22 protein-coding genes are annotated in these 22,561 nt (G+C 72.2%); 14 read left to right on the plus strand and 8 right to left on the minus strand.

Annotated features, from left to right (window positions below; genetic code table 11):
* The first annotated feature begins 6 nt into the window (after positions 1–6).
* The 8 genes from B9O00_RS18635 to B9O00_RS18670 all read left to right on the plus strand — a co-directional run bounded on the left by B9O00_RS18635 (position 7) and on the right by B9O00_RS18670 (position 8,592).
* Positions 7–2,112, plus strand: coding sequence for a hypothetical protein (locus tag B9O00_RS18635; RefSeq protein WP_085124210.1), 2,106 nt, complete (start codon positions 7–9; stop codon positions 2,110–2,112).
* A gap of 10 nt (positions 2,113–2,122) precedes the next feature.
* Entirely contained in the window at positions 2,123–2,797 is a 675-nt protein-coding gene (gene rpiA, locus B9O00_RS18640; protein WP_085124211.1) for a ribose-5-phosphate isomerase RpiA, read from the plus strand.
* Positions 2,798–3,008: 211 nt separating this feature from the next.
* Complete coding sequence (locus B9O00_RS18645; protein WP_218822888.1) at positions 3,009–4,439, plus strand: dihydrolipoyl dehydrogenase family protein; 1,431 nt, start codon at positions 3,009–3,011, stop codon at positions 4,437–4,439.
* 33 nt (positions 4,440–4,472) lie between these two features.
* Positions 4,473–5,207, plus strand: coding sequence for a TVP38/TMEM64 family protein (locus B9O00_RS18650; protein WP_085124237.1), 735 nt, complete (start codon positions 4,473–4,475; stop codon positions 5,205–5,207).
* Between the two features lie 124 nt (positions 5,208–5,331).
* Positions 5,332–6,243 (plus strand): DMT family transporter, encoded by a 912-nt coding sequence (locus B9O00_RS18655; protein ID WP_200808562.1) that lies wholly within the window; start codon positions 5,332–5,334, stop codon positions 6,241–6,243.
* Between the two features lie 14 nt (positions 6,244–6,257).
* A complete protein-coding gene (locus B9O00_RS18660) occupies positions 6,258–6,722 on the plus strand; it encodes a TspO/MBR family protein (RefSeq protein WP_085124212.1) in 465 nt (154 codons plus the stop codon).
* 34 nt (positions 6,723–6,756) lie between these two features.
* A complete protein-coding gene (locus B9O00_RS18665; RefSeq protein ID WP_200808563.1) occupies positions 6,757–7,518 on the plus strand; it encodes a sulfite exporter TauE/SafE family protein in 762 nt (253 codons plus the stop codon).
* A 117-nt stretch (positions 7,519–7,635) separates the two neighbouring features.
* A complete protein-coding gene (locus tag B9O00_RS18670; RefSeq protein WP_085124214.1) occupies positions 7,636–8,592 on the plus strand; it encodes a DMT family transporter in 957 nt (318 codons plus the stop codon).
* On the opposite strand, the gene B9O00_RS18675 is transcribed toward B9O00_RS18670, so the two are convergent.
* The 5 genes from B9O00_RS18675 to B9O00_RS18695 form a co-directional block, all read right to left on the minus strand.
* Positions 8,561–9,091 carry a GNAT family N-acetyltransferase gene (locus B9O00_RS18675; RefSeq protein WP_085124215.1) on the minus strand — a complete coding sequence of 177 codons (531 nt, stop codon included), beginning with the start codon at positions 9,089–9,091 and terminating at the stop codon, positions 8,561–8,563. The two genes, B9O00_RS18670 and B9O00_RS18675, sit on opposite strands and share 32 nt — an antisense overlap.
* Before the next feature lie 230 nt (positions 9,092–9,321).
* Positions 9,322–10,284: a glucokinase gene (gene glk, locus B9O00_RS18680; protein WP_085124216.1), complete on the minus strand. Its 963-nt coding sequence runs from the start codon at positions 10,282–10,284 to the stop codon at positions 9,322–9,324.
* 2 nt (positions 10,285–10,286) lie between these two features.
* Positions 10,287–11,660: an alpha,alpha-trehalose-phosphate synthase (UDP-forming) gene (otsA, locus tag B9O00_RS18685; RefSeq protein ID WP_085124217.1), complete on the minus strand. Its 1,374-nt coding sequence runs from the start codon at positions 11,658–11,660 to the stop codon at positions 10,287–10,289.
* Entirely contained in the window at positions 11,657–13,441 is a 1,785-nt protein-coding gene (locus tag B9O00_RS18690; RefSeq protein ID WP_085124218.1) for a glycoside hydrolase family 15 protein, read from the minus strand. Before B9O00_RS18690 ends, otsA begins: the two co-directional genes overlap by 4 nt.
* 98 nt (positions 13,442–13,539) lie before the next feature.
* Positions 13,540–13,953 carry a flagellar basal body rod C-terminal domain-containing protein gene (locus B9O00_RS18695; RefSeq protein ID WP_085124219.1) on the minus strand — a complete coding sequence of 138 codons (414 nt, stop codon included), beginning with the start codon at positions 13,951–13,953 and terminating at the stop codon, positions 13,540–13,542.
* A 216-nt stretch (positions 13,954–14,169) separates the two neighbouring features.
* Between B9O00_RS18695 and B9O00_RS18700 the strand changes: the two genes are divergently transcribed.
* The gene (locus tag B9O00_RS18700) at positions 14,170–14,670 is read left to right on the plus strand and encodes a hypothetical protein (RefSeq protein WP_143596271.1); all 501 of its coding nucleotides are present in this window, start codon (positions 14,170–14,172) and stop codon (positions 14,668–14,670) included.
* Between the two features lie 25 nt (positions 14,671–14,695).
* Here the strand turns inward: B9O00_RS18700 and B9O00_RS33110 are convergent, their stop codons facing one another.
* A complete protein-coding gene (locus tag B9O00_RS33110) occupies positions 14,696–16,285 on the minus strand; it encodes a LysM peptidoglycan-binding domain-containing protein (RefSeq protein ID WP_159460256.1) in 1,590 nt (529 codons plus the stop codon).
* Positions 16,286–16,395: 110 nt separating this feature from the next.
* On the opposite strand from B9O00_RS33110, the gene B9O00_RS18715 reads away from it, so the two are divergent.
* The 4 genes from B9O00_RS18715 to B9O00_RS18730 all read left to right on the plus strand — a co-directional run bounded on the left by B9O00_RS18715 (position 16,396) and on the right by B9O00_RS18730 (position 19,716).
* Complete coding sequence (locus tag B9O00_RS18715; RefSeq protein ID WP_159460257.1) at positions 16,396–17,097, plus strand: DUF1275 family protein; 702 nt, start codon at positions 16,396–16,398, stop codon at positions 17,095–17,097.
* A gap of 130 nt (positions 17,098–17,227) precedes the next feature.
* The gene (locus B9O00_RS18720) at positions 17,228–17,812 is read left to right on the plus strand and encodes an LOG family protein (RefSeq protein WP_085124224.1); all 585 of its coding nucleotides are present in this window, start codon (positions 17,228–17,230) and stop codon (positions 17,810–17,812) included.
* A gap of 111 nt (positions 17,813–17,923) precedes the next feature.
* On the plus strand, positions 17,924–19,138 hold the full coding sequence (locus tag B9O00_RS18725; RefSeq protein WP_085124225.1) for an NADP-dependent isocitrate dehydrogenase: 1,215 nt from the start codon (positions 17,924–17,926) through the stop codon (positions 19,136–19,138).
* 38 nt (positions 19,139–19,176) lie between these two features.
* Positions 19,177–19,716: a peptidylprolyl isomerase gene (locus tag B9O00_RS18730; protein WP_085124239.1), complete on the plus strand. Its 540-nt coding sequence runs from the start codon at positions 19,177–19,179 to the stop codon at positions 19,714–19,716.
* Between the two features lie 39 nt (positions 19,717–19,755).
* On the opposite strand, the gene B9O00_RS18735 is transcribed toward B9O00_RS18730, so the two are convergent.
* Positions 19,756–20,943, minus strand: a complete 1,188-nt coding sequence (locus B9O00_RS18735; protein ID WP_085124226.1) for a Gfo/Idh/MocA family protein — start codon at positions 20,941–20,943, stop codon at positions 19,756–19,758.
* 18 nt (positions 20,944–20,961) lie between these two features.
* Positions 20,962–22,020: a sugar phosphate isomerase/epimerase family protein gene (locus B9O00_RS18740; RefSeq protein ID WP_085124227.1), complete on the minus strand. Its 1,059-nt coding sequence runs from the start codon at positions 22,018–22,020 to the stop codon at positions 20,962–20,964.
* A gap of 299 nt (positions 22,021–22,319) precedes the next feature.
* On the opposite strand from B9O00_RS18740, the gene B9O00_RS18745 reads away from it, so the two are divergent.
* On the plus strand, positions 22,320–22,561 hold a 242-nt coding region (locus B9O00_RS18745; RefSeq protein ID WP_143596272.1), incomplete at its 3' end, for a helix-turn-helix domain-containing protein.

Below are 22,561 nucleotides of genomic sequence, written 5' to 3' on the forward strand. Positions count from 1 at the left end.
CGAATCATGAGCGGCAACCTGTCGATCGCCTGGAGCCCCTTCGTTCCCTGGTGGGTGCTCGGCCTGCTGGCCGCCCTGGTGCTGCTGCCGGTCGCCTACGCGCTGCTCCGCGGCGCCCGCGGCGCCCTGCTGCGCGGCCTCTTCGCCCTGGTGCTGCTGCTGGCTCTCGCCAACCCGGCGGCCGTGGTCGAGAAGCGCGATCCCCTGCCCGACGTCGCCCTGGTCGTCGTCGACCAGAGCGCCAGCGAGCGCATCCCGCCGCGGCCGGAGCAGCGCAACGCCGCCTTCCTGATGCTGAACCGCGAGCTCTCGAAGCTGCCCGACACCGAGGTCCGGGTGATCGACGCCGGCGAGCACGCCCTGGCCGCCGACCAGGCCGACAGGGGCGATCCCGGCACCCGGCTGTTCGGCGCGCTGCGCCAGGCCCTGGCCGACATCTCGCGCGAGCGCGTCGCCGCGGTCTTCCTGATCAGCGACGGCCAGATCCACGACGTCCCGGAGCACATGGCCGACCTCGCGATCGACGCGCCGGTGCACCTGCTGCTGACCGGCCGCGACCAGGAGATCGACCGCCGCCTGGTGCTGGAGCAGGTGCCGTCCTTCGGCATCGTCGGCAAGAAGCAGAGCCTGACCCTGAAGGTCGTCGACCGGCCCGGCTCGGACGCCCGGACCGCGCACCTGACGATCAGCCGCAACGGCGAGCCGCCGCGCTCGCTGGAGGTGCCGGTCGGCAAGTCGACCCCCGTCGAGTTCGAGCTCGACCGGCGCGGGCCGACCGTCCTGGAGCTGCAGGTCGACCCGCTGAAGGGCGAGCTGACCGAGGTCAACAACCGCGCCGCCGTCGTCGTCAACGGCGTGCGCGACCGGCTGCGCGTGCTGCTGGTCTCGGGCGAGCCGCACCCCGGCGAGCGCGCCTGGCGCAACATCCTGAAGTCCGACCCTTCGGTCGACCTGGTGCACTTCACGATCCTCCGGCCCCCCGAGAAGCAGGACGGCACGCCGATCAACGAGCTGTCGCTGATCGCCTTCCCGACCCGCGAGCTGTTCGAGCTGAAGCTCGACGAGTTCGACCTGGTGATCTTCGACCGCTACCGGCGGCGCGGCGTGCTGCCGACCCTCTACCTCGACAACGTCGCCAGCTACGTCGAGAACGGCGGCGCCCTGCTCGAGGCCAGCGGGCCCAGCTTCGCCTCGCCGCTGTCGCTGGCGCGCACGCCGCTCGGCCGGATCCTGCCGGCGCCGCCGACCGGCAAGGTCCTGGAGGGCGGCTTCAAGCCGCGGGTCACCGACCTCGGCCACCGCCATCCGGTGACCGCGGCCCTGGAAGGCGCCGGCATCCCCGGCGGCAAGGGGCCGAGCTGGGGCCGCTGGTTCCGCCAGCTCGACGTCGACGTCGAGGCGCCGCACGCCCAGGTCCTGATGACCGGCGCCGACGGCAAGCCGCTGCTGATCCTCGACCGCGTCGGCAAGGGCCGGGTCGCCGAGCTGGCCAGCGACCACCTCTGGCTCTGGGCGCGCGGCTACGACGGCGGCGGCCCGCAGGCCGAGCTGGTGCGGCGCATCGCGCACTGGCTGATGAAGGAGCCGGACCTGGAGGAGGAGGACCTGCGCGCCCGGATCGACGGCCAGCAGCTGCTGATCCGCCGCCAGAGCCTGAGCGCCGATCCGCCGCCGGCGATCACCGTGACCGACCCCGAGGGCGAGACGCAGAGCGTTACCCTCGACGCCTCGGTGCCCGGTGTCGCGACGGCGCGGATCCCGATCACCGAGGGCGGGCTCTACCGGGTCTCCGACGGCACCCGGACGGCGCTGGCCGCAGCCGGCGCGCTCAATCCCAAGGAGTACGAGGACCCGCGCGCCAGCGCCGAGCCGACGGCGGCGATCCGCGAGGAGAGCGGCGGCGGCCTGGTCCGCCTGGCCGACACGCCCCAGGTCGCGCTGCGCAAGGTCGCCCCCGGCCGCGACCGCCACGGCCGCGGCTGGCTCGGCGTGCTGTCCCACGGCGCCTACCTGGTGACCGGCGTCGAGCGCGCGCCGCTGCTGCCCGCCCTCGCCGGCCTGGCCCTGGCGCTCGGCGGTCTGCTGCTCGCCTGGCGCCGCGAGGGGCGGTAGGAGCGCGTCGATGGACCGAACGGAGGCCGCCAAGCGGGACGCGGCCCGGCAGGCCTTCGATCTGGTCGAGCAGGACAGCGTGCTCGGGCTCGGGACGGGCTCGACCGTCGAGGCCGGCCTCGATCACCTTGCCGCCCGCATCGCCGAGGGGCTGCGCGTGACCTGCATCCCCTCGTCCAGGCGGACCACCGCTGCGGCCGCGGAGCGCGGCATCGGGGTCGTCGACCTGGCGGAGGTCGGGCAGGTCGACCTCTGCATCGACGGGGCCGACCAGATCGACCGCGACCACAGGATGATCAAGGGCGGGGGCGGCGCGCACCTGCGCGAGAAATGCCTGGCGCGGATCGCCAGGCAGCGCGTGTACGTCGCCGACCGCGGCAAGCTGGTGGAGCGGCTCGGCCGGACCTGGCTGCCTCTCGAGATCCTGCCCTACGGCGCGCAGTTCACGCTGCAAGCGGTCGCCCGGATCGTCGGAACGGAGACCCGGCTCCGCCGCGGCGCCTACGGGCCGCTCCGCTCCGACAACGGCAACCTGCTGGCCGACTGCTGGATCGACACGCTCGAGGACCCGGCCGGCCTGGACCGGACGCTGCACGCGGTTCCCGGCCTGCTGGAGACCGGTCTGTTCGTCGGCTTCGTCGACCGCCTCATCGTCGGCGACCCCGACGCCGCGCCGATCCGATAGCCAGCCCCCGCCTGCCGTCCCGGGTGCCGACCGGCCGGGCGGCGCTGGCCCGCGCCGCCCGATCACGAAATCGTTGACCGGGCCTCGGCCCCTCGTAAGCGAAACGTGACTTAGCCTTGCGGCGTTTGGCCGCCATCTTCGGATCAGGAGACGAGAGTGCCCGCCTGCCCGATCGCTTCGCCTGAGAGGACCCGAGACGATGGCCCCTGGAATGGTGGCTGAGGTCATCGAGACCGACATCTGCGTGATCGGCGCCGGCTCCGGCGGGCTCTCGGTCGCGGCCGGGGCCGCGCAGCTCGGCGCCCGCGTCGTGCTGGTCGAGCGCGGGGCCATGGGCGGCGACTGCCTCAACTACGGCTGCGTGCCCTCGAAGTCGCTGATCGCCGCCGCCGCCGCCGCCCAGACCTTCCGCGGCGCCGGCCGCTTCGGCATCGCCGCGGCCGAGCCGGCCGTCGATCCCCTGGCGCTGCGCGAGCACGTCCGCGGCGTCGTCGCGGCGATCGCGCCCCACGACAGCATCGAGCGCTTCGAGGGCCTGGGGGTCCGGGTGATCAGGGCCGAGGCGCGCTTCACGGGCCCGGCCGAGATCGAGGCCGGCGGCATGCGCGTCCGCGCCCGCCGCTTCGTCGTCGCCACCGGCTCGCGGCCCTCGGCGCCGCCGATCCCGGGCCTGGCCGAGGCCGGCTACCTGACCAACGAGACGATCTTCGAGCTGGCCGAGCGGCCGGAGCACCTGATCGTCGTCGGCGGCGGCCCGATCGGCTGCGAGCTGGCCCAGGCGCACCGGCGGCTCGGCGCCCGGGTGACCCTGCTCGAGGCCTTCGCGATCCTCGGCAAGGACGATCCCGAGGTCACCGCCGTCGCCAAGGCGCGGCTCGCCGCCGAGGGCGTGGCGCTGCGCGAGGGCGTGGCGATCGAGGCGATCGAGCGGCGGGACGGCCGAGTCCTGGTCCGGCTCGGCGGCGCGGGTGCGGGCGAGGTCGTCGAGGGCTCGCACCTGCTGGTCGCGGCCGGCCGCAGGCCTAACGTCGAGGCGCTGAACCTACAGGCCGCCGGCATCGCCTTCTCGCCGAAGGGCATCGAGGTCGACGCCGGCCTGCGCAGCAGCAACCGCCGGGTCTTCGCGATCGGCGACGTCGCCGGCGGCTACCAGTTCACCCACGTCGCCGGCTACCACGCCGGCATCGTGATCCGGCGCGCCCTGTTCCGCCTGCCGGCCAGGGTCGACACCCGTGCCCTGCCCTGGGTCACCTACACCGACCCGGAGATCGCCCACGTCGGCCTGACCGAGGCCCAGGCCCGGGAGCGGCACGGCGCGGCCGTCCGGGCCCTGACCTGGCCCTTCGCGGAGAACGACCGGGCCCAGGCCGAGCGCGAGACCGAGGGCCTGATCAAGGTCGTCGTCGACCGGCGCGGCCGGGTGCTCGGCGCCTCGATCGTCGGCAGCCGGGCCGGCGAGCTGATCGGCCCCTGGGTGCTGGCGGTCGGCCAGCGACTGAAGATCGGCGCCCTCGCCAACGCGATCTTCCCCTACCCGACGCTGTCCGAGGTCTCGAAGCGGGTGGCCGGCAGCTATTACACTCCGAAGCTGTTCAGCGGGCGCACGCGGACCCTGGTCCGCTGGCTGCTCAGGCTGGGCTGAGGCGGGGCGGAGGAGTCCCGGGAAATGGAAGCGATGTCCGAACGACCGCAGATCGCCGGAAGCCGGCGCGCCACGCTGAAGCGGCTGGTGCCGCTGGCGGTGATCGCGGCGGCGCTCGCCGTCATCCTGCTGCTCGACCTCGACCGCTACCTCAGCCTCGAGGCGCTCAAGGAGCACCGCGAGGCGCTGACCGCCTTCGTCGCGCACAACGCCCTGCTGGCGGCGGCGACCTTCATGCTGCTCTATGCCGTGGCGACCGCGCTGTCGGTGCCGGGCGCCCTGGTGCTGACGATCGCCGGCGGCTTCCTGTTCGGCTCTCTGCTCGCGACGCTCTACGTCGTGGTCGGCGCGACGCTCGGGGCGACGGCGGTCTTCCTGGCCGCGCGCACGGCGCTCGGCGACAGCCTGCGGCGCCGCGCCGGGCCCTGGCTGAAGCGCATGGAGGCCGGCTTCCAGGAGAACGCCTTCAGCTACCTGCTGGTGCTGCGGCTGGTGCCGCTCTTCCCCTTCTTCGTGGTCAACCTGGTGCCGGCCTTCCTCGGCGTCGGCCTGCGCACCTACGTGGTCGCGACCTTCCTCGGCATCATCCCCGGCACCTATGTCTACGCCCTGGCCGGCGCCGGGCTGGGCAGCGTCTTCGATCAGGGCGGCGAGGTGACGCTGGGCGGCATCCTGACCCCGGAGGTGGTCGGCGCGCTGATCGGCCTGTCGCTGCTGTCGCTGCTGCCGGTCGTCTACAAGTGGTGGAAGACGCGGCGGGGCGGCTGAGCGGGAGCCGGCGACCGACGCTGGTCTGCCTTGCTGCACCTGCGCTCGACAGGCCGCCGCCGCGCGGGCAGGTTGCGCTCGACAGCCGTCGACCGCGGCTCAGCCTCGACCCGGAGCCTTCCGCTTGGACCTCTACGGTAGCGGCCCCAAGGACCGCCTGACCGGCATCCTGCTGATCTCCGGCGCCTTCCTGCTCTTCACCTGCCTCGACACGACGGCCAAGTACCTCAGCCACTCGCTGCCGGTGCTGGAGATCGTCTGGGCACGCTCGCTCGGCCACCTCCTGCTGGCCGGCCTGCTGTTCCTGCCGCAGCACGGCACGCAGCTGGTGCGCAGCCGGCGGCCCGGCCTGCAGGTCCTGCGCTCGGGTTTCCTGCTCGGCTCGACCTTCTTCAACTTCGTCGCCCTGCACTTCCTGCAGCTCTCGACCACCAACGCGATCCAGTTCTCGACGCCGCTGCTGATCGCCGCGCTCTCGGTGCCGCTGCTCGGCGAGCAGGTCGGCCGGCGCCGCTGGACCGCGATCCTGGTCGGATTCCTCGGCGTCCTGATCATCGTGCGGCCCGGCCTCGGCCTGATGCACTGGGCCGTCTCGCTGTCGCTCTGCTCGGCGGTCTGCGGCTCGCTCTACAACATCACGACCCGCAAGGTCGCCGGCGTCGACCCGGCCTCGACCAGCGCCGTCCTGGCGCCAATCGTCGGCGTCGTCCTGCTGAGCCCGATCGTGCCCTTCGTCTGGCTGAGCCCGACGCACTGGCTCGACTGGCTGCTGCTCTGCGCGACCGGCCTGTTCGGCGGAGTCGGCCACTACCTGCTGATCGTCGCCCACCGCCTGGCGCCGGCACCGATCCTGGCGCCCTTCATCTACCCGCAGATCCTCTACATGATGACCGCCGGCTACCTGGTGTTCGGCGACATTCCGGATCCCTGGGTCGGCGTCGGCGCCGCCGTGGTGATCGCCAGCGGCCTCTATCTCTGGTATCGCGAACGGGTGCTCAACAAGCGCGGCTCGGCGCTCGACCCGACGCCGCGCTGAGGGAGGCCCCGGGCATGAAGTCGCGGACCCCGCTCTACCTGCTGCTCGTCTTCCTCGGCCTGCCGCTCGCCGTCGGCCAGCTCGGCGGCTGGGCGACGCAGCAGTCGCTCGGCAGCTGGTACCCGACGCTCGAGAAGTCGGTGCTGACCCCGCCGCCCCTGGTCTTCCCCTTCGCCTGGACGCTGCTCTACCTGCTGATGGGCCTCGCGGCCTGGCTGGTCTGGCGCGCCGGCGGCCGGGCGCCGCTGCTGCTCTGGCTGCTGCAGCTCGCCGTCAACCTCGCCTGGTCGTTCCTGTTCTTCTATCTGGAGAACCCGGACCTCGGCCTCGTCGACGTCGTGCTGCTGCTGCTGCTCGCCGCGGCCACCGCCCTCTGGTTCCGGCGCTGGTCGCCGGTCGCCTTCTGGCTGCTCGTGCCCTACGTCCTCTGGGTCGCCTTCGCGGCCTATCTCAACCTCACCATCGTCCTGCTCAACTGATCCCGCCCGCCAGTCCCGGACCGCAAGCCGCATCATGAGCCATCTCGCCCTGCTGCCGCCGGACGTCTCCGTCTGGCTGTTCGTCCTGCTCGCCGTCGTCTCCTTCTTCACCTCGGGCATGACCGCAGCAATGGGACTGGGCGGCGGCGTCGCGCTGCTCGCGGTCATGGCCTCGGTGCTGCCACCGGCCGCGCTGATCCCGGTGCACGGCGTCATCCAGCTCGGCTCCAACGTCGGCCGCGCGGTGGTGCAGCGGCGCTACGTCGTCTGGACGCTGGTCCTGCCCTTCGTGATCGGCAGCCTGATCGGCGCCTTCGTCGGCGGCCAGACGGTCGTGACCCTGCCCGGCTGGCTGCTGAAGTCGGTGGTCGGGCTGTTCGTGCTCTACGCGACCTGGGCGCCGAAGCTGAAGCTCGGCGACCTCAAGCCGGCGGCCTTCGGCCTGGGCGGCGCGATCGCCACCTTCCTGACCATGTTCGTCGGCGCCAGCGGTCCCTTCGTCGGCGCCCTGCTCGCGCCCAAGCCGATCGACCGGCTGCAGATGGTCGGCACCTTCGCGGTCTGCATGACCCTGCAGCACGGCCTGAAGATTCTGGCCTTCGGCCTGCTCGGCTTCGCCTTCGCCCCCTGGATCGGCCTGATCGCGGCGATGGTCGCGACCGGCTTCCTCGGCACCCTGGCCGGCACCCGCCTGCTGCACCGCCTGCCCGAGGCGACCTTCCGCCTCGCCTTCAAGTGGCTGATGACCGTGCTGGCCGCCGAGCTGCTGATCTCGACCGCCTGGAGCCTGCTCTAGAAGCCGGCGCAAGAAGCGGAGCGCCGCCGGCGCCGGCCGGGTCTATCTCCCGGCGCCATGACGATCGAGTCCGAAATCCGCCGGCAGGGCGCGGCGTCCGCTGCCATACCGGCCGCCATGACCGCAACCCGCAGCGCGCGTCCGCCGAGTGGCGCCGAATGGGGCCTGATCGGCCTGCTGGCTGGCCTCTGGGCCAGCTCCTTCCCGCTCGCCGCCGTGGCGCTCTGGAGCGTGCCGCCGCTGACCGTGGTGCTCGGCCGGGTCACCCTCGGCGCCGCCGCGCTGCTGCTCGTGCTGCGGCTGAGCGGCCTGGCCTGGCCGCGGCGGCCGGGGCTGCGGCGCGACCTGCTGGTCATGGGCCTGCTCAACAACGCCCTGCCCTTCTCGCTGATCGTCTGGGGCCAGCAGCACATCGCCAGCGGCCTGGCCTCGATCCTCAACGCGACGACGCCGCTCTTCGCCGTGCTGCTCGCGCACCTGCTGACCCGCGACGAGAAGCTGAGCGCCAACCGCCTGGCCGGCGTGCTGCTCGGCATCGCCGGCGTCGCCCTGATCGTCGGGCCGGACGCGCTCGACAGCCTCTGGAGCGGCCGGGACGACGGCCTGTGGGGCGAGCTCGCCGTGCTCGGCGCCGCCTGCAGCTATGCCCTGGCCGGGCTCTGGGGCCGGCGCTTCCGCGACCTGCCGCCGCCGGCCACGGCCTGCGGCATGCTGGTCGCCTCGACGCTGCTGATGCTGCCGCTCGCGCTCCTCGTCGAGCGGCCCTGGACGCTCGCGCCCTCGGCGGCGAGCCTCGCCGCGATCGCCACGGTCGCGATCTTCGGCACGGCCGCCGCCTATCTGCTCTATTTCCGGATCCTGCGCACGGCGGGCGCCACCAACCTGCTGCTGGTCACGCTGCTGATCCCGATCGGCGCGCTGGCGGTCGGCTGCGGGCTGCTCGGCGAGCCGCTCGAGCCGAAGGCGCTGGCCGGCCTGGCGGCGATCCTGGCCGGCCTCGCGGTGATCGACGGCTGGCCGCTGCGGGCCCTGGCGCGCCGGCTCAGGCGCGGCGTGCCGGACGCTTCCGGCTGACCGGCACCTCGGCCCGGGCGATCAGGCCGCGCACGCCCTCGAGCGCGCCGACCGCCAGTTCCTGGGCCTGGAAGCGCCGCGGATCGACCGGGCCGGGCAGGATCAGCCCGTACTCGGCGGCCGGCCGGAAGCCGAAGGGGCCGTAGTACTCGGGCTCGCCGACCACGACGCAGATCCGGTGACCGGCCTGGCGCGCGGCGCGCAGGCTGTGTCGCACCAGGGCCTTGCCGATGCCCCGGCCCTGCAGCCGCGGCTCGACGGCCAGCGGGCCGAGCAGGATCGCCGGCGTGCCTTCGATCAGGATCGGCCAGTAGCGGATCGAGCCGAGCAGGTGGCCGTCGGGATCGACGGCGGAGAAGCCGAGCTCCGGCACCGGCGGCAGCATCTCGCGCAGCCGGTAGACGGTCTTGGTCATCCGCTCGGGCCCGAAGGTCCGGTCGAGCAGCGGGTCGATCAGCGCGGCGTCGTCAGGCCGCTCGGAAAGGATCTCGTAGTCCATGGGTCGCGTCCGTCCTGCAGTGTCTTTCTTCTTCGGAAGGGACAGCGGACGGACCGAACAGGCACCGACCGCCGTCAGCCCCGCTCGGGGCTGCGGCTTCGTCGTCGCTGTCTTCCGTGCAGACTCTGCACCGTCCTGTCGCTCCGCTTCTTGGAGACACCCGGACCGCTAGATAGCATCGCGCCCGGATTTGGAAAAGACCGCCGCGGCATGCCTGTCGCGCGTCCCGCTCACCCCTCCGGCCCGGCTGCCGCCGTCCGGCGCTCGCGGTCGGCCAGGTTGGCGAGGCCGAGGAAGGCGGGGTCCGGCTCGACGATCAGCTTCAGCGGCACCGCCGCCAGATAGTCGCGGAAGCGGCCCTTGGCCTGGAAGCGCTGGCTGAAGGCCGAGCGCTGCAGCGGCTCGACCAGGCGCGGCAGGATGCCCCCGGCGAGGTAGAGGCCACCGAGCGCGCCGACCGTCAGGACCAGGTTGCCGGCGACCGAGCCGAGGAAGCCGAAGAAGGCGGCGAGCGTCGCCTCAGCGGCCGGGCAGCCGGCGCCGGCCGCGGCCACGACCTCGGCGCCGGCGCGTGCCGGCAGGGCGTCCAGGCCGTCGAGCTCGACGACGGCATCGTGCAGGTCGATCAGGCCCTGGCCGGACAGCACCCGCTCGGCCGAGACGTGCTCGAAGCGGCGGCGCAGGATCGCGATCAGCGCCGCCTCGCGCGCGTCGGTCGCGGGCAGCGTGACGTGGCCGCCCTCGCCGACCACGACCTGCAGGTCGGGCAGCAGCGTCGCGACGCCGAGCCCGGTGCCCGGGCCGAGCACGGCGACCGGCGCGTCGGGTCGGCCGTCGCCGCCGCCGAGCGGGACGAGCTGCGCCTGGCCGAGCCGCGGCACGGCCAGGGCCGCCGCGGCGAAGTCGTTGACCAGCTGCACCCGGCCGAGGCCCAGGGCGGCCTCCAGCTGCCCGCTGTCGAAGACCCAGCTGCCGTTGGTCAGGCGCGCGCGGCCGCCGGCGACCGGGCCGGCGACGGCCAGCACCGCCGACTCGGGCGTGACGTCGCGCTGCCCGAGGAAATGCCGGATCGCGCTCTCCGGGGTCGGGTGCTCGGCGACCGGGACGTGCTCGATCGCCGAGATCTCGCCGCGCCCGAACAGCAGCGCGAAGCGCGCGTTGGTCCCGCCGATGTCGCCGAGCAGACGCACCATCGTCAGGCTTCCGCGAGGGCCTCCAGGTAGGACTCGCGCCAGGCGTCGATGTCGTGGCGCTTCAGGTAGTCGAACATCGTGCGCCAGCGCTCGCGACGCTCGTCGCGCGACATCGCCAGCGCGCTCTGCAGCGCCTCGGCGACGCCCTCGTTGTCGTAGGGATTGACGATCAGGGCGCCGTCCAGCTCGCGCGCCGCGCCGGCGAAGCGCGACAGCACCAGGACACCCGGCTCGTCGGGGTTCTGGCAGGCGACGTACTCCTTGGCGACCAGGTTCATGCCGTCGCGCAGCGGCGTCACCAGGCCGATCGAGCTGACCCGGAAGAAGCCGGTCAGCAGGCGCCGGCTGAAGCCCTTGTTGAGATAGCGGATCGGCGTCCAGTCGAAGTCGGCGTAGGCGGCGTTGACGCGCCCGCAGGCGGCCTCCAGCTCGGCGCGGATCTGCTGGTACTCTGGCACGTCGCTGCGCGACGGCGGCGCGATCTGCAGGAACACGGCACGGCCGCGGTTGGCCGGATAGGCCTTGAGCAGGTGCTCGAAGGCCTCGACCCGGGCGACCAGGCCCTTGGAGTAGTCCAGGCGGTCGACGCCGACGATCAGGTCGCGGTCGCGGATCGAGGCGCGCAGCCGCTCGGTGTGGCGGGTGCTGGCGGCCTCCTCGGCGACCCTGGCGAGGTTCCCGGTGTCGATCGAGATCGGGAAGGCGCCGGTCTTCACCTGGCGGCCGTTCAGCTCGACCGTGGTCTCGTCGACGTAGGTCCCGCCGGCGTCGCGCAGCACGTAGTCGATGAAGGCCTGGCGGTCGGTCTCGGTCTGGAAGCCGACCAGGTCGTAGGCGCAGAGCGAGTTGACCAGGCTGCGGTGGTTGGGCAGCGCGACCAGCACCTCCGGCGCCGGCCAGGGGATGTGCAGGAAGAAGCCGATCTTCTGCCGGCAGCCGGCCTGGCGCAGCTGGTCGGCCAGCGGGATCAGGTGGTAGTCGTGGATCCAGATCTGGTCGTCGTCCTTGAGCGCCGGCAGCAGCTTGGAGGCGAAGAGCGCGTTGACCCGCTGGTAGCCCGCGAGGTAGCGCCGGGTGAAGTCAGCGAGGTCGAGCCGGTAGTGGAACAGCGGCCAGAGCGAGCGGTTGGCGAAGCCGCTGTAGTACTCCTCGTAGTCGCGCGCGGTCAGGTCGAGCATGGCATAGGTGATGCGCCCGGCGTCGAAGACGTCCAGGTTGCCGCCCTGCTCGGTGAGCTTGCCGCTCCAGCCGAACCAGATGCCGCCGCGCTCGCGCAGCGCCGCCAGGATCCCGACGGCCAGACCGCCCTCCCCGCCGGTTCGACCGCCCTGGCGCGGTGCGGACACTCGGTTGGAGACGACGACGAGACGGCTCAAAAGGCTTCCTCCCAGGATTTGCTCAGGCGTGTCGCCGAATTGATGATACCGACCATCGAATAGGTCTGGGGAAAGTTGCCCCACAGCTCCCGGGTCTCGGGATGCAGGTCCTCGGACAGCAGGCCGACGTGGTTGCGGCAGGCTAGCATGTCCTCGAAGAGGGCGCGTGCCTCCTCGACCCGGCCGACCGCGGCCAGGGCGTCGATGTACCAGAAGGTGCAGACGTTGAAGGCCGTGTCCGGGCTGCCGAAGTCGTCGGGCGCCGAGTAGCGGAACAGGTAGGGCCCGCGCTTGAGCTCCTGCTCGATGAAGGCCAGCGTGCCGGCGAAGCGCGGGTCGGAGGCGTCGAGGAATCCGAGGTAGGGCATCAGCAGCAGCGAGGCGTCGGCATCCTCGCCGCCGAAGGTCTGCACGAAGGCTCCCCGTCGCTCGTTCCAGGCACGCTCCAGCACCCCGGCCTTGATCCCTGCGGCCGTCTCGCCCCAGCGCCGGGCCTCGGGCTCGAGGCCGAGCTGGCGCGCGATCAGGGCCAGGCGGTCGCATCCGGCCCAGCACAGCAGGCTCGAGTAGGTATGAACCGATTTGCGGGTACGAAGTTCCCATAGTCCGGCGTCGGGCGCGTCCCACAGGCGCGCCGCCTCCTCGCCCAGGCGCTCGAGCAGCCGGAAAAGGCTGACGTCGCCGGGCTTGCCGACGCGGATGTCGAAGAACGACTGGGCGGAGGCCAGGATGACGCTGCCGTAGCCGTCGTTCTGCGCCTGCCGGAAGGCGTCGTTGCCGATCCGCACGGGGCCCATGCCGCGATAGCCGGCCAGGCTGTCGACCTGGCGCTCCGAGAGGTCGGTCTCCAGGCCGATGCCGAAGACCGGCTGCAGGTCGCCGCCGCTCCAGCCGGCGACGATGTTGGCGATGTAGGACAGGAAGCCCTCCATCGTCCGCGTCGCGCCCAGGCGGTTGAGGGCGTGCACCGTGTAGAAGGAATCGCGCAGCCAGCAGTAGCGGTAGTCCCAGTTGCGGCCGCTGCCCGGCGCCTCGGGCACCGAGGTGGTCATGGCCGCGAGGATGCCGCCGGTCTCGTCGAACGAGCAGAGCTTCAGGGTGATCGCGGCGCGCACCACCGCTTCCTGCCACTCGAAGGGGATCGAGAGCTGGCGCGCCCAGTCCGACCAGTAGCGCTCGGTCTCGGTCAGGAACTCCTGGGCCGTGCCGGCGACCGAGGCGGTCAGGCTCTCGTCGGGGCCGAGCAGGAAATGCAGCGGCCGCTCCAGCGCGAAGGGCTGCTCGCTGGCGACGTAGGTCAGCGGCGCATCGGTGGTCAGGCGCATCACCGAATGGCCGGTCACGAAGCGCATGTGGTTGCTGCCGCGCGTCACCGCGGGGCGTGCGGTGCCGAACTCGCTGGTCGGGCGCAGGCGCACGCGGATGCGCGGCGTGCCGGCGATCCGCTCGACCTTGCGGACCAGGGTCGGCGGCCGGAACATGCGGTCGTAGTGGCGGAAGCGCGGCGCGAAGTCGGTAATCCGGACCGCGCCGCCCTGGGCGTCGCGCAGCACGGTCTCCAGCACCGCCGAGTTGCGCCGGTAGCGCTGCTCGCTGCTGTCCAGCTCGGCCAGCTCGATCGACCAGAAGCCGTTCTCCGGCTCGCCGTGGTCGCTGAGCAGGGCGCTGAAGAAGGGATCGCCGTCGAAGCGCGGCAGACAGGCCCAGATGATCCTGGCCTGCCGGTCGATCAGCGCACCGAATCCGCAGTTGCCGATCACGACGAGGTCCAACGAGATCATCTGCGCGGGCCGCCCCCTCGAGCTTCGTCGGGGCGGCAGCCTACACGCTGACCCGGAATCGCAAAACCTCGGGCCGGCCGCGCCGCGGCGCCGGCCGCTCAGGCGATCAGGTTGAGGGTGTCGCCGAGCTGCCGGTCGGCGGCCTGGAAGACGCGCAGGTTGGCCTCGAAGGCGCGCTGCGCCTGCAGCATGTCGACCGTCGACTCCTCGAGCGAGGGCACCGTCCCGAAGCGTCCCTTGGCCTGGGACACCCCGGCTTCCTGGAGCAGCGGCAGCAGCCCCTCGGGCAGCGGCAGCTGGCCGGGCGCCGCGCCCTGGCCGGCCAGTCCGTTCTGGTTGCCGGCGGACGCGCCTCCCTGGCCGCCGGCGGCCGACTGCACTGCCTGTGCGGTCTGCGCGTCGGCGACCTGGGTTTCCGCAGCCGAGACCGCGACCAGCGCCGTCGCCGCGGCGCCGAAGCGCTTGCTTGCGGTCGACAGGCCGTTCTGTGCCGTGGTCAATGCCGGCGTCATCGCGGAAACTCCTTTCCCAGGATCACTGTGGGGATCCGCCGAGGAAAGGTCAAATATCTGTATTTGAACGGTTTTTTAGAAGAATGCCGGCAAGGCTCCGCCTTCCGGACCGGGCCGCCGCGGCGCCTTTACGGCACGTTAAGAGCGTGGCGTGTAGCCTGGGGCCTGGGGAAGTGGTCTCTGAGAGGATCGACCGCGGTGACGCAGGAAGCGACAGTGCCGAATTTGGTGGAGCCCGACGAGTTCGTCCGGGACGCCTTGAAGCTGGCGGCGGAAGAGAAGCTGCCGATCGAGATGGGACGCATCGTCTGGCGTGCCGACGGCCGCCTGGAGCGGCGCGGCGAGGGCGAGTCCCTGAGCTTCAAGTTCGTCTACCGGGGCGTGCGCTTCGAAGGCCGGCTCGACATGAACGACACCGGCAAGATTGCGATCACCGCCGATCTTGGAACGCTGCCCTACACCGCCGAATCGGCTGGCGCGCGACACCAGCTGCTGCGCCTGGTGCGCGGCGCCGCCGCCAAGCAGGGCCTGCACCTCGTCGTCTCCCACGACCAGCAGATCCGGATCGCCGCCGAGGGCACGACGCCGCGGCCGCGCACGCCGGTCTACTGCCTGGCGACGCTCTGCTCGCTGCTGCTGCTGCTCAGGCCCTGGCTCGAGCTGATCGGCGTGGCGCTCTACGAGAGCCGGCGCGCCGCCGCGATCCGCGCCGCCTGAGCCCCGACCGCCGCCCGCTCCGGGCTCAGCTCGGCGGCCCCCCGCCCTCCGGCACCACGAAGATCTGGCCCGGATAGATCAGGTTCGGGTCGCGGATCTGGTTCTCGTTGGCCTCGAAGATCAGCGTGTAGCGCAGGCCCTGGCCCAGCGTGCGCTGGGCGATCCGCCACAGCGAGTTGCCCGGCTGCACGATGACCAGGCGCTGGCCCTCCGGCAGGTCGGTCAGCAGGCTCGAGCGGGCGAAGGGCGTCTCCAGGCGCGACAGCACGGCGCCGCCCTTGTCGACCTGGTCGAGGCGCAGCCGGTGCAGGCCCATCGCGACCGGCGCGGCCGGCTTCAGCCGCCAGTTGCCCTTGTCGTCGCCGCTCGCCTCGCCGACGAAGGCGTCGTCGATATAGGCGAAGACGCGGCCTCCGGCGGTGACCTTGCCGGTCACCGTGACGTGGCCCTCGGCGTCGTAGCGCAGCGTCTCCAGAACCAGGTCGCCGACCGCGACGCCGGCGTCGATGCCCTGCAGCACCACGACGTCGCCCTCGCCGCTCTTGTCGAGGGCGACCGCGACCGGGCCGCGCGACCCGACCGTCGAGGGCGCGACCGGCTGCGCCTTCTCGGGCGCGCCGGCCGGCTTGGCGACCTGGACCTCGGGCTTCGGCACGGACACGACGACGACGCGCGGCGCCTCGATCTCGCGGCCGTCGCGGCCGCGCGCCACCAGGCTGAGCTGGTGGTCGCCCGGCGGCAGGGGCCGGTCGGTCAGGTAGACCCAGTCGCCGGAGGCATCGGCCTGGACACTGCCGAGCTTCTCGCCGTTGCGCATCAGGGTGACGGTGCTGCCCGGCTCGGCGCGGCCGGCGATCACCGCCGAGCCGTCGCGGTCGACCCGCACGACGTCGAAGCTGGGCACGATGCGCGCCGGCAGCGCCGTCGCCGGCGCCGGCTGCCCGGCCGGCTGCTGCCCGGCGGCGCCCTGCTCCGGCAGGCGGGCGACCTGCTCGCCGGCCCGGCCCTCACCTGTCCCGCTGGTTCCCGCCCCGCTGGTTCCCGCCCCGCTGGTTCCCGTCTGGGCCGTACCCGTCTCGCCGCCGGCAGCCGGCTCACCGGCCTGGGAGGCCGCCGGCTTGGGCGCCGCGGCCGGCGCCGGCTGGCTCGCCGTGCCGCCAGGGGCCGTCGGTTCGGCCCCGGCGGCGGTGCTCTCGGGCGTGGCGGAGGCGGCCGGCGCCGTCGGCGCGGCACTGCCGCCGGTTCCGGACCCGCCCTGCTGCTGGCCGGCGGTCCCGGCGGACTGTTCGGCAGGCGGCTGGGTCGTCGGTGCCTGCGCCGCCTGGGTCGGCTCGGCCGGCCCGGGCGCCGCCGATTTCGACTCCGCAGGCTTCGGCCCGGCGGGCTTCGGCTCGGCCGGCTGCGTCGAGGCGGTTCCCGCGGCCTCCGGCTTGGCCGCCGGCGCCTCGCCCGCGGGCGCGCTCGGCTGCGGCGCGGCCGGGCTCGGGCTGGCGGCCGGGGCCGTGGCCTGCTGCGGCTCGCGGGCGCCCCGGTCCTGCCAGAACAGGAAGTAGCCGGCGACGAGAGCCGCCGCCAACACCAGCGCCCCAATGACGACCCCGAGCCTGACGCCCATCGATTCCTAATCCTCCGAGAACGGAATTTGACCGTAATATGGTGGTTCCACCGGCGCAACGGTACTGCCGACGCCGGCCGGAGCCTGACAACGCACCGGGACCGGGCACCGTGAGACTGGCCGAACACCTGCACCACAGCCGGCCTTCGGTCCCGTTGCTGCTCGCCTTCTGCTCCTGCTTCGTCGACGTGGTCTGCGTGCTCGGGCTGTTCCACACCTTCACGGCCTTCATCACCGGCACGCTGGTCGTGCTCTGCACGGAGCTGCTCGAGGCGCCGGACCAGGCGCCGCTCAAGCTGGTGGTGCTGGCGACCTTCCTCGTCGCCAGCCTCGGCTGGTACCTGCTGCTGGCGCGCCGGCGGGACCGGGCGCGGCTGCCGCTGCGCGTGCTGCTGCTGGCCGAGGGCCTGCTGATCATCCTGTTCATGCTGGTCGCCGGGCTGTCGGCGCCGCTGACAGGCCCGCTCGCGACCGAGACGCTGCTCGCGGTGGTCTGCGCGACGGTCGCGATGTCGCTGCACAACGTCATCATGAACGCCCTGCTGAACCGCCACACCCCGACGACGATCATGACCGGCAACGCCCTGAAGCTGGTCGCCGGCCTGGTCGAAGGCTGGCTGGCCGGCAGAAGCGGCACGGACGCCGAGGCCGGGCGCCGGCGGGCGGCCAGTCACGGCGCGACCGTCCTGGCCTTCGCGGCCGGCGGGCTCGCCGGCGCCTGGCTGGTGTCGCTCGCCGGCTTCTGGGCGCTCGCCCTGCCGGCGGCGCTCGTGCTGCTGCTCGGCGCGGTGCAGGGCCCGGTCGAGGCGTGACGCCGGCCGGGTTGCCGCCGGGGGTTGCCGCCGGGGGTTGCCGCCGGGGGTTGCCGCCGGGGGTTGATTGTCCGGCCGCTCGCCCCCCTATTGGGAGCCGGAGCCTTTCATCGCAACGGGGAGCCTCGTCTTGCGCCGCATCCAGCGCCTCTGCGTCTACTGTGGAGCCAACAAGGGCAACGATCCGGTCTTCGCGGAAGCCGCCCGCAGCCTCGGCCGCGAGGCGGCGGCGCGCGGCGTCCGGCTGATCTACGGCGGCGGCAGCATCGGCCTGATGGGCGCCGTCTCCGATGCCTGCCTGGAGGCCGGCGGCGAGGTCCACGGCATCATCCCGGAGCACCTGGAGCGCCGCGAGGTCCAGAACCTCAAGGTGACCCGCCTGGAGGTCGTCCAGACGATGCACCAGCGCAAGATGCGCATGTTCGACGAGTCCGACGCCTTCGCGATCCTGCCGGGCGGCCTCGGCACGCTCGACGAGACCTTCGAGATGCTGACCTGGCGTCAGCTCGGCCTGCACGACAAGCCGGTCGTCCTGGTCAACATCGCCGGCTACTGGGACCCCCTGCTGGCGGCGATCGGCCAGATGGTCCGCGCCGGCTTCGTCAAGCCGAAGCACGCCGGCATGCTGTCGGTGGTCGAGCGGGTCGAGGACCTGTTCCCGGCGCTCGAGCTGACGCCCGAGCCGCGGCCGGGCGGAGCCATCGAGCTGGCCTGACGGAGCGTCGCCGCGGCGGCTTGTCTGGCGGGCGCTTGCTGCTATTGTGCGGCCGCCGCCCGGCCGGCAGGCGTCGCCGGGCCCCCGGACAAGACCGCACGGAAGGAACCCATGGCGAAGATCAAGGTCGCAAACCCGATCGTCGAGCTCGACGGCGACGAGATGACGCGGATCATCTGGGCCTTCATCAAGGAGAAGCTGATCCTTCCCTACCTCGACGTCGACCTGAAGTACTTCGACCTGGGCATCGAGGAGCGCGACCGCACCGACGACCAGATCACGGTCGACGCGGCCAACGCCATCAAGACCTACGGCGTCGGCGTGAAGTGCGCGACGATCACGCCCGACGAGGCGCGCGTCGAGGAGTTCAAGCTCAAGAAGATGTGGCGCTCGCCGAACGGCACGATCCGCAACATCATCGGCGGCACGATCTTCCGCGAGCCGATCGTCTGCCAGAACGTGCCGCGCCTGGTGCCGGGCTGGACCCAGCCGATCGTCATCGGCCGCCACGCCTTCGGCGACCAGTACCGCGCGACCGACTTCAAGGTGCCGGGTCCGGGCAAGCTGACCATGGTCTTCAAGCCGGCGGACGGCGGCGAGCCCGTGACCTACGAGGTCCACGACTTCCCCGAGAGCGGCGTCGCCATGGGCATGTACAACCACGACGAGTCGATCCGCGGCTTCGCGCGCGCCTCGTTCAACTATGGCCTGATGCGCGGCTACCCGGTCTACCTCTCGACCAAGAACACCATCCTCAAGGCCTACGACGGCCGCTTCAAGGACCTCTTCCAGGAGGTCTTCGACGCCGAGTTCAAGGACAAGTTCGCGGCCAAGGGCATCGTCTACGAGCACCGCCTGATCGACGACATGGTGGCCAGCGCGCTCAAGTGGTCGGGCGCCTTCGTCTGGGCCTGCAAGAACTACGACGGCGACGTGCAGTCGGACACGGTGGCCCAGGGCTTCGGCTCGCTCGGCCTGATGACCTCGGTGCTGATGACCCCCGACGGCAAGACGGTCGAGGCCGAGGCGGCCCACGGCACGGTGACCCGGCACTACCGGATGCACCAGCAGGGCAAGGAGACCTCGACCAACCCGATCGCCTCGATCTTCGCCTGGACCCGCGGCCTCAAGTACCGCGGCACCTTCGACGGCACCCCCGAGGTGGTCGCCTTCGCCGAGACCCTGGAGAAGGTCTGCGTCGACACGGTCGAGGCCGGCCAGATGACCAAGGACCTGGCCCTGCTGATCGGCCCGACCCAGCCCTGGCTGACGACCCGCGAGTTCCTCGACAAGCTCGACGAGAACCTGCAGAAGGCGATGGCATGAGCACGAGCTTCCTCGGCCGCGTCACCCGGCGCGGCTTCATGACAGCACTCATCATCGGAGGCCTGATGGCCATGGCGACGGACAAGGGCCAGGCGGCCGACCCCGAGAACACCCTGATCATGCAGCTCAAGGACGGTCCGGTGACCATCGAGCTGTTCCCCGACGTGGCCCCGCACCATGTCGAGCGGATCAAGAAGCTGACCCGCGAGGGCTTCTACGACGGCCTGAAGTTCCACCGGGTCATCGAGGGCTTCATGGCCCAGACCGGCGACCCGCGCGGCGACGGCACCGGCGGCTCCGACCTGCCGGACCTGAAGGCCGAGTTCAGCCGCATCCCCTTCGAGCGCGGCACGCTGGGCATGGCCCGCGCCCAGAGCCCCGACAGCGCCAACAGCCAGTTCTTCATCGTGTTCCAGCGCTCCGACTGGCTGGACGGCCAGTACACGGTGTTCGGCCAGGTGATCGACGGCATGGACAAGGTCGACCTGATCAAGAAGGGCGACCGCAGCGCCAACGGCCTGGTGCGCAACCCCGACGTCATCGAGTGGATGAAGGTCCAGGCCGACATCAAGAAGTAGCGGCGGCCCGGCCGCCCCGGAGCGGGGCGCGGCCGGGCGTCACCGCGGCCCTGCCGGCAGCGCGGTCCAGACGTTGCCGTCGCCGGACGAGCGGACGGCGGCCTCGATGAACTGCATGCCCCGGAGGCCGTCGGCGAGATCCTGGAAGGTCACCGCCGGGTCGGGGAGCCGGCCCGCGCGCGCCGCGCGGATGGCGGCGGCGACCTCCGAGTAGATGTTGGCGAAGCCCTCGAGATAGCCCTCCGGATGCCCGGCCGGGACGCGCGTGACGCGCGCCGCCTCCGGACCAGCGCCCGCGCCGCCCCGGGTGATGAGCCGCTTCGGCTCGCCGAACGGCGTGAACCAGAGCAGGTTCGGGTTCTCCTGGTGCCATTCCAGGCCGCCCGCCGTGCCATGGACGCGGAGCTTCAGGCCGTTCTCGTTGCCGACGGCGACCTGGCTGGCCCAGAGCAGGCCCTGGGCGCCGCCGGCGTAGCGCAGCAGGACCTGCACGTCGTCGTCGAGCCGGCGCCCGGGAACGAAGGTCGTCAGGCGGGCGAGCAGCGCCTCGGCCTCGAGCCCCGAGACGAAGGCGCCGAGGTTGTAGGCATGGGTGCCGATGTCGCCGATGCAGCCGCCCGCCCCCGCGCGCGCCGGGTCCGTGCGCCACTCCGCCTGCTTGGAGCCGGCGCTCTCCAGCGGCTCGGTCAGCCAGTCCTGCAGGTACTCCATCTGGACGAGGCGGATCGTGCCGAGCGCGCCGTCGCGCACCATGGCCCGCGCCTGCCGGACCATCGGGTAGCCGGTGTAGTTGTGGGTGAGCGCGAAGATCCGCCCGGTCTGCCGCTGGAGCGCGACCAGCTCCTCGGCCTCCGCCACCGTCGCCGACAGCGGCTTGTCGCAGATCACGTGGATGCCGGCCCTGAGGAACGCCGCCGCGACCGGCGCATGCAGATGGTTCGGCGTGACGATCGAGACGGCCTCGATGCCGTCGGCGCGCGCCGCCTCGCGCTCGGCCATCTCGGCGAAGCTGCCGTAGGCGCGCGACGGGTCGATGCCGAGGTCGGCGGCAGAGGCCCGAGCGCGCGCCGGATCCGACGACAGCGCACCGGCGACCAGGCGGTAATGGTCGTCCAGGCGCGCGGCGATGCGGTGGACTGCGCCGATGAAGGCCGCGCGGCCGCCGCCGACCATGCCAAGGCGGATCGGCTCCGCCAAGGCCTCGTCCCGGCTCGCCTCGATGGTCATGCTCCCGGCTCCCCGTGCTCAGCGATCGAGGCCGAGCATCCGCCGGTTGGCGGCGTCGTCGCTGCCGGCGCCGGCGAAGTCGTCGAAGGCCTTGTCGGTCACGCGGATGATGTGGGCGGCGATGAACTCGGCCCCTTCCCGGGCGCCGTCCTCGGGGTGCTTCAACGCGCACTCCCATTCGAGCACCGCCCAGCCGTCGTAGTCGCAGGCGGCGAGCTTCGAGAAGATGGCGCCGAAGTCGACCTGGCCGTCGCCGAGCGAGCGGAAGCGGCCGGCGCGGTCCGCCCAGGACTGGAAGCCGCCGTAGACGCCCTGGCGCCCGGTCGGGTTGAACTCGGCGTCCTTGACGTGAAAGGCGCGGATCCGCGCGTGGTAGATGTCGATGTAGTCGAGATAGTCGAGCTGCTGCAGCACGAAGTGCGACGGGTCGTAGAGCAGGTTGGCGCGCGGATGGTCGCCGACCCGCTCGAGGAACATCTCGTAGGACACGCCGTCGTGGAGGTCCTCGCCGGGGTGGATCTCGTAGGCGAGGTCGACACCCTGCTCCTCGGCATGATCGAGGATCGGCCGCCAGCGCCTGGCCAGCTCCTCGAAGGCCGCCTCGACCAGGCCGGGCGGGCGCTGCGGCCAGGGATAGATGTAGGGCCAGGCGAGCGCGCCCGAGAAGGTCGCGTGGACGCCGAGCCCCAGGTGGCGGGACGCCGTCAGGGCCCGCTTGACCTGGTCGACCGCCCATTCGGTGCGCGCCTGCGGGTTGCCGCGCACCTCGGGGGCGGCGAAGCCGTCGAAGGCGAGGTCGTAGGCCGGGTGGACGGCGACGAGCTGGCCCTGGAGGTGGGTCGACAGCTCGGTAACCGCGAGACCGTGGCCCGCCGCGACGCCCGCGATCTCGTCGCAGTAGTCCTTGGAGCCCGACGCCTTGTCGAGGTCGAACAGGCGCGCGTCCCAGGTCGGGATCTGCACGCCCCTGTAGCCGAGCGAGGCCGCCCAGGCGCAGATCCCGTCGAAGGAGTCGAACGGCGCGGCGTCGCCTGCGAACTGTGCCAGGAAGATCCCCGGGCCCTTGAGCGTCTTCATCCGCGTCCCTCCCGCCACCGCCCTTTTGCGCAAGCATAGCGCAAATCGAGCGACGGGAGGACAACCGTCGGGTATCGAGACTGGCTTCGGGTGCTGCCCCGCCTCATCCCGACCTGCTTCGCTTCATCCTGAGCCTGGTCTGAAGACAGGCTCAGGGTGAAGCGACTTCGGCACGGGCCGCGCCGGCTTGGCTCCGCCCTTCGACAGGCTGTATAGACCGGAGAGATGGTGGACGGGTGTTCGGGGACATGGTGGACGCATTCTGATCGGCATTGAGGGTCTCATGAGGGAGGCTTTCGATGCCCTGGCAGGAGGTGTCGATCGTGTCGCAGCGTCAGGAGTTCGTGCTTTTGGCGAGCCGGGAGGGGGCGAACAAGCGCGCTCTGTGCCGGCGCTTCGGGATCAGCCCGACGGTCGGCTATCGCTGGCTGGCGCGCTATCGCGCGGCGGGCCTGGCGGGCCTGGAGGACCGCTCGCGCCGGCCGCTGCATTCGCCGAACGAGACGCCGGTGGCGATCCAGGCGGCGGTGGTCGAGCAGCG

Origin of the sequence: Tistlia consotensis USBA 355 (assembly GCF_900177295.1) — a bacterium.
In the GTDB taxonomy this organism is placed as follows: domain Bacteria; phylum Pseudomonadota; class Alphaproteobacteria; order Kiloniellales; family DSM-21159; genus Tistlia; species Tistlia consotensis.

Excerpts from the sequence above, each read along its gene's own strand:
- B9O00_RS18635 (WP_085124210.1), top strand. The coding sequence starts at position 7 with ATGAGCGGCAACCTGTCGATCGCCTGGAGCCCCTTCGTTCCCTGGTGG.
- rpiA (WP_085124211.1), top strand. The coding sequence starts at position 2,123 with ATGGACCGAACGGAGGCCGCCAAGCGGGACGCGGCCCGGCAGGCCTTC.
- B9O00_RS18645 (WP_218822888.1), top strand. The coding sequence starts at position 3,009 with ATGGTGGCTGAGGTCATCGAGACCGACATCTGCGTGATCGGCGCCGGC.
- B9O00_RS18650 (WP_085124237.1), top strand. The coding sequence starts at position 4,473 with ATGTCCGAACGACCGCAGATCGCCGGAAGCCGGCGCGCCACGCTGAAG.
- B9O00_RS18660 (WP_085124212.1), top strand. The coding sequence starts at position 6,258 with ATGAAGTCGCGGACCCCGCTCTACCTGCTGCTCGTCTTCCTCGGCCTG.
- B9O00_RS18665 (WP_200808563.1), top strand. The coding sequence starts at position 6,757 with ATGAGCCATCTCGCCCTGCTGCCGCCGGACGTCTCCGTCTGGCTGTTC.
- B9O00_RS18670 (WP_085124214.1), top strand. The coding sequence starts at position 7,636 with ATGACCGCAACCCGCAGCGCGCGTCCGCCGAGTGGCGCCGAATGGGGC.
- B9O00_RS18675 (WP_085124215.1), bottom strand. The coding sequence starts at position 9,091 with ATGGACTACGAGATCCTTTCCGAGCGGCCTGACGACGCCGCGCTGATC.
- glk (WP_085124216.1), bottom strand. The coding sequence starts at position 10,284 with ATGGTGCGTCTGCTCGGCGACATCGGCGGGACCAACGCGCGCTTCGCG.
- B9O00_RS18690 (WP_085124218.1), bottom strand. The coding sequence starts at position 13,441 with ATGATCTCGTTGGACCTCGTCGTGATCGGCAACTGCGGATTCGGTGCG.
- B9O00_RS18695 (WP_085124219.1), bottom strand. The coding sequence starts at position 13,953 with ATGACGCCGGCATTGACCACGGCACAGAACGGCCTGTCGACCGCAAGC.
- B9O00_RS33110 (WP_159460256.1), bottom strand. The coding sequence starts at position 16,285 with ATGGGCGTCAGGCTCGGGGTCGTCATTGGGGCGCTGGTGTTGGCGGCG.
- B9O00_RS18725 (WP_085124225.1), top strand. The coding sequence starts at position 17,924 with ATGGCGAAGATCAAGGTCGCAAACCCGATCGTCGAGCTCGACGGCGAC.
- B9O00_RS18730 (WP_085124239.1), top strand. The coding sequence starts at position 19,177 with ATGACAGCACTCATCATCGGAGGCCTGATGGCCATGGCGACGGACAAG.
- B9O00_RS18735 (WP_085124226.1), bottom strand. The coding sequence starts at position 20,943 with ATGACCATCGAGGCGAGCCGGGACGAGGCCTTGGCGGAGCCGATCCGC.
- B9O00_RS18740 (WP_085124227.1), bottom strand. The coding sequence starts at position 22,020 with ATGAAGACGCTCAAGGGCCCGGGGATCTTCCTGGCACAGTTCGCAGGC.